4 protein-coding genes and 2 pseudogenes are annotated in these 4697 nt (G+C 53.7%); all 6 read left to right on the forward strand.

Going from position 1 to position 4697, the window contains the following annotated elements; all coding sequences use genetic code 11:
* Positions 1–63 precede the first annotated feature (63 nt).
* Positions 64–156, forward strand: a pseudogene (locus NI20_RS15240) (Maff2 family mobile element protein); the annotation flags it as partial.
* A gap of 39 nt (positions 157–195) precedes the next feature.
* On the forward strand, positions 196–1065 hold the full coding sequence (locus NI20_RS0112215; protein WP_033121674.1) for a VirB6/TrbL-like conjugal transfer protein, CD1112 family: 870 nt from the start codon (positions 196–198) through the stop codon (positions 1063–1065).
* A 13-nt stretch (positions 1066–1078) separates the two neighbouring features.
* Positions 1079–1648 carry an MT-A70 family methyltransferase gene (locus NI20_RS0112220; RefSeq protein ID WP_033121675.1) on the forward strand — a complete coding sequence of 190 codons (570 nt, stop codon included), beginning with the start codon at positions 1079–1081 and terminating at the stop codon, positions 1646–1648.
* Complete coding sequence (locus NI20_RS0112225; RefSeq protein ID WP_033121676.1) at positions 1636–2124, forward strand: XF1762 family protein; 489 nt, start codon at positions 1636–1638, stop codon at positions 2122–2124. The genes NI20_RS0112220 and NI20_RS0112225 overlap by 13 nt, the downstream gene beginning before the upstream one ends.
* Positions 2093–2473 (forward strand): PrgI family protein, encoded by a 381-nt coding sequence (locus NI20_RS0112230; protein ID WP_005934790.1) that lies wholly within the window; start codon positions 2093–2095, stop codon positions 2471–2473. Before NI20_RS0112225 ends, NI20_RS0112230 begins: the two co-directional genes overlap by 32 nt.
* Before the next feature lies 1 nt (position 2474).
* A pseudogene (locus tag NI20_RS0112235) lies at positions 2475–4607 on the forward strand (VirB4-like conjugal transfer ATPase, CD1110 family); the annotation flags it as partial.
* Positions 4608–4697 lie beyond the last annotated feature (90 nt).

The following is a 4697-nucleotide window of genomic DNA, read 5'->3' on the forward strand; positions in this document are numbered from 1 at the left end:
AAGTGCCGGATAGGAACGGCAAAATTTTTTACACTTCTATTACTTCTTTATCGCACATAAACAAAGTCTCAGGGCATCAAGCAGCTCATGGCTGGCGGCGGTGTGGTGCTGATCGGCACGACCCTCATCCCTCTGCTCTCCGGTTTGTTCGGCTAATCCACGGCAAGCCCAGCTTAACCGAAGGGTGGTGAAATATTGGGCAGCATTTTAGAAAAGCTTGAGCAGGCTCTCAAGGATATGCTGATCGGATGGATCGAGAGCAACCTGACCAATATGTTCACTGATGTCAACGAGAAGGTAGGAACGATTGCCGCCGAGGTCGGGCAAACACCGTCCGGCTGGAACGGCGGCGTGTACCAGATGATCCGGGGACTATCCGAAAACGTGATAGTCCCCATCGCTGGTATCATCATCACCTTTGTTTTGTGCTACGAGCTGATTTCCATGATCACCGAGAAAAACAACCTTCACGACATGGACACTTGGATGTTCTTCAAGTGGTTTTTCAAGGCGGCTGTGGCGATCTATCTCGTGACGCACACCTTTGACATCGTGATGGCAGTATTCGACATCGGGCAGAACGTAGTTTCCGGTGCAGCAGGAGTAATCCACGGCAACACGAGCATTGACATTGACGCGACGATTGCGCAGATGCGTACCGGCATGGAGAACATGGGCGTCGGAGAACTGCTCGGACTGTCGATAGAAACGCTTCTGATCAGCTTGTGCCTCAAAATCATGGCGATCCTCATTACGGTCATTCTCTACGGGCGCATGATTGAGATTTACTGCACCGTGAGCATTGCGCCCATTCCCATTGCAACCATGAGCAACCGCGAATGGGGCAGCATCGGCACGAACTATCTGAAAGGTCTGTTCGCTCTGGCATTTCAGGGCTTTCTCATCATGGTCTGCGTCGGCATCTATGCGGTGCTGATCAACGGCATGATCATCGCAGACAACATTCATTCGGCTCTGTTCTCTGTGGCAGCATACACGGTTATTCTGTGCTTCTCGCTGTTCAAGACCGGAAGCCTTGCAAAATCCATCTTCCATGCGCACTAAGGAGGTCGGCAGCATGAAGAAGTACAGCATCATCTACGCCGATCCCCCTTGGGCGTATCGGACTTACTCCAAGAAGGGACAGGGACGGTCTGCGGAAAGCCACTACCCGACAATGTGCATTGAGGACATCAAGGCACTTCCGGTCGGTGAGCTTGCCGCCAAGGACTGCGCTCTGTTCCTCTGGATCACGTTCCCGTGCCTCTGTGAAGCACTCGAAGTGCTGACGGCATGGGGATTTTCTTATAAGACCGTGGCTTTTGTATGGGTGAAGCAAAACCGCAAGAACGATGACCTCTTCACCGGCATGGGGTATTGGACAAGGGCGAACGCCGAAATCTGCATCCTTGCCACAAAGGGACATCCGAAGCGTGTTGACGCCGGTGTGCGTCAGGTCATCCTCAGCCACATCGAAGAGCATTCCAAAAAGCCGGATGAAGCGCGGGAGCGCATTGTTCGGCTCATGGGAGACCTTCCCCGCGTGGAGCTTTTTGCCCGTCAGTCTCCCGAAGGCTGGGATGTTTGGGGCAACGAGGTCGAATGCACAGCGCATCTTCCGACGGAGGAAACACCATGCTGCGGCTAAAACCCATCTCTCTTCGTGACGCCAACGAGTACGTCCGGCAGCATCACCGGCATCACAAGCCGGTTGCCGGTCACAAGTTCTCCATCGGCTGTGAAGCAGACGGTGAGCTGGTCGGCGTGATCATCGCCGGGCGTCCCGTCAGCCGGTATCTGGATGACGGCTTCACATTGGAGGTTACAAGGCTATGCACCAACGGAGAGAAGAACGCTTGCAGCTTTCTCTACGGTGCGGCGGCAAGAGCTGCTGCGGCTATGGGCTATAAGCGCATCATCACCTACACGCTGGAAAGCGAAAACGGTGCAAGCCTTCGGGCTTCCGGCTGGAACTGTCAAGGCAAAGCGGGTGGGCTTCGCTGGACGGGCAAGCGTCAACCGAAGGAGGATCAATATCCCGCACAAATGAAGCTGCGTTATGAAAAGCAGCTTAGAAAGGAGGAAACAGTCAATGGCATTTGTTCCGGTCCCGAAGGATCTTAACCGCGTCAAAACGAAGGTCATGTTCAACCTGACCAAGCGGCAGCTTATTTGTTTTTCCATCGCTGCGGCGGTCGGCGTCCCGATCTTCTTTCTGGCGAAGGCACATCTCGACCTGTCTACGGCGGCAATGTTGATGGTGGTGATCATGCTCCCGTTCATCTTCTTCGCGCTTTACGAGAAGGACGGTCAGCCCGCCGAAAAGTATCTGTACCACATTGTACAGTCCATGTTTATCAGGGATAAGGTGCGTCCCTATCGCACAAACAATCTCTACGCTGAAATTCAGCAGAAAATCAAAGAACAGGAGGAATTGCAGCTTGAACAACAGCACAGCAAAGGCAAAGCCTAAGATGACGGTCAAAAACGGCGTCGTTTACGGCGACGCCCTTTCCGCTCAGGAAAAGAAGCGGATCGTCATGCAGAAGAAAAAGGACAGAAAGGCAAAGAAAGTCCGCAAATCCGCCCAGCAGACCATCCCCTATGTGGAGATGTGCCGCGACGGTATCTGCAAGGTAAACAGCCGCCTCTACACGAAGTCCATCGCCTTTGAGGACATCAACTACCAGCTTGCGCAGAACGAGGACAAAACTGCCATCTTTGAAGCATGGTGCGACTTTCTGAACTACTTCGACAGCTCGATTTTCGTTCAGCTCTCCTTCATCAATCAGAAGGCAAGCCTCAATGAGTTCCGCAAGCGCATCAATATTCCGGCACAGGAGGACGACTTCAACGACATCCGCTCCGAGTATTCCGGTATGCTGCAAAGCCAGCTCACCAAAGGCAACAACGGACTGGTCAAGAAAAAGTACATCACCTTCGGCATTGAGGCGGACTCCCTCCGCACGGCAAAGCCGAAGCTCGAACGCATTGAAACCGACATTCTCAATAACTTCAAAACCCTCGGTGTGAGGACGGAACCGCTGTCCGGCTATGAGCGGCTGAAAGTGCTTCATGATGTGTTCAACATGGACACCAATGAGCCGTTCCGCTTTTCCTTCGATATGGTTGCCCGGACGGGACTCAGCACGAAGGACTTCATCGCGCCCACTTCCTTTGACTTCCGTGAAGGCAAGTGCTTCAAGATGGGCAAAACCGTCGGCGCGGCGAGTTTCCTGCAAATCCTCGCGCCGGAACTCAATGACCGTATGCTTGCCGACTTCCTTGAGATGGACAGCAACATCACGGTCAATTTTCATATCCGGACGATTGACCAGGCGAAGGCAATCAAGAGCATCAAGTCGAAGATCACCGACCTCGACAAGATGAAGATTGAAGAGCAGAAAAAGGCTGTCCGCTCCGGCTACGATATGGACATCATCCCGTCCGATCTCGCCACCTTCGGCGGTGAGGCAAAGCGTCTGTTGCAGGATCTCCAGACCCGCAATGAGAGACTGTTCCTTGTGACCATCCTCATCATGAACACGGCAACCAGCCGCCAGAAGCTCGAAAATGCTGTGTTCCAGACCGCCGCCATTGCCCAGAAGTATAACTGTGCGCTCAAGCGTCTTGACTTCCAGCAGGAGGAAGGGCTGATGTCCTCTCTGCCTATCGGCGTCAATCAGGTGGAGATCGAACGCGGACTGACCACTTCCAGCACAGCGGTTTTCGTGCCGTTCACCACACAGGAGCTTTTTCAGGGCGGCGAAGCTCTCTACTACGGGCTGAACGCACTGTCCAACAACATGATCATGGTTGACCGCAAGCAGCTCAAGAACCCCAACGGGCTGATCTTGGGTACGCCCGGTTCCGGTAAGTCCTTCTCCGCCAAGCGTGAAATGACGAACGCCTTCCTCATCACGGAGGATGACATCATCGTCTGCGACCCCGAAGCCGAGTATTTCCCCCTCGTGCAGAAGCTCGGCGGTCAGGTCATCCGCATCTCGCCGGTCAGCACGGATTACATCAATCCGCTGGACATCAACACGAACTACTCCGAAGAGGAAAACCCGCTGACGCTGAAATCCGACTTCATCCTCTCCATGTGTGAGCTGATTGTCGGCGGCAAGGACGGCTTGCAGCCGGTTGAGAAGACCATCATTGACCGCAGTGTCCGCATGGTCTATCAGGAGTTTCTTGCAGACCCCAAGCCGGAGAAAATGCCGATCCTCGAAGACCTCTACAACATTCTGAGAAATCAGAAGGAGCCGGAGGCACAGCGCATCGCAACTGCCCTTGAAATCTATGTTCACGGCTCTCTGAACGTCTTCAATCACAGAACGAACGTGGATGTCAACAACCGCTTCGTCTGCTATGACATCAAGGAGCTGGGCAAGCAGCTCAAAAAGCTCGGTATGCTGATTGTGCAGGATCAGGTGTGGAACAGAGTTACCATCAACCGCGCCCAGCATAAGGCAACTCGCTACTACATGGACGAGTTCCATCTGCTCTTGAAGGAGGAACAGACCGCCGCATACAGCGTGGAAATCTGGAAGCGTTTCAGAAAGTGGGGCGGCATTCCGACCGGAATCACGCAGAATGTCAAGGTGCGCCCAGATAGGGCGCTGTGCAAAGCAGTCTAAGGTACTGCCGCACACGGCAGTGTGCGAGACAATCTGCCTTACCGACTAAGGAGA

It is taken from the genome of Oscillibacter sp. ER4 (assembly GCF_000765235.1).
Classification (GTDB): Bacteria; Bacillota; Clostridia; order Oscillospirales; family Oscillospiraceae; genus Hominicoprocola; species Hominicoprocola fusiformis.

Excerpts from the sequence above, each read along its gene's own strand:
- NI20_RS0112225 (WP_033121676.1), top strand. The coding sequence starts at position 1,636 with ATGCTGCGGCTAAAACCCATCTCTCTTCGTGACGCCAACGAGTACGTC.
- NI20_RS0112220 (WP_033121675.1), top strand. The coding sequence starts at position 1,079 with ATGAAGAAGTACAGCATCATCTACGCCGATCCCCCTTGGGCGTATCGG.
- NI20_RS0112230 (WP_005934790.1), top strand. The coding sequence starts at position 2,093 with ATGGCATTTGTTCCGGTCCCGAAGGATCTTAACCGCGTCAAAACGAAG.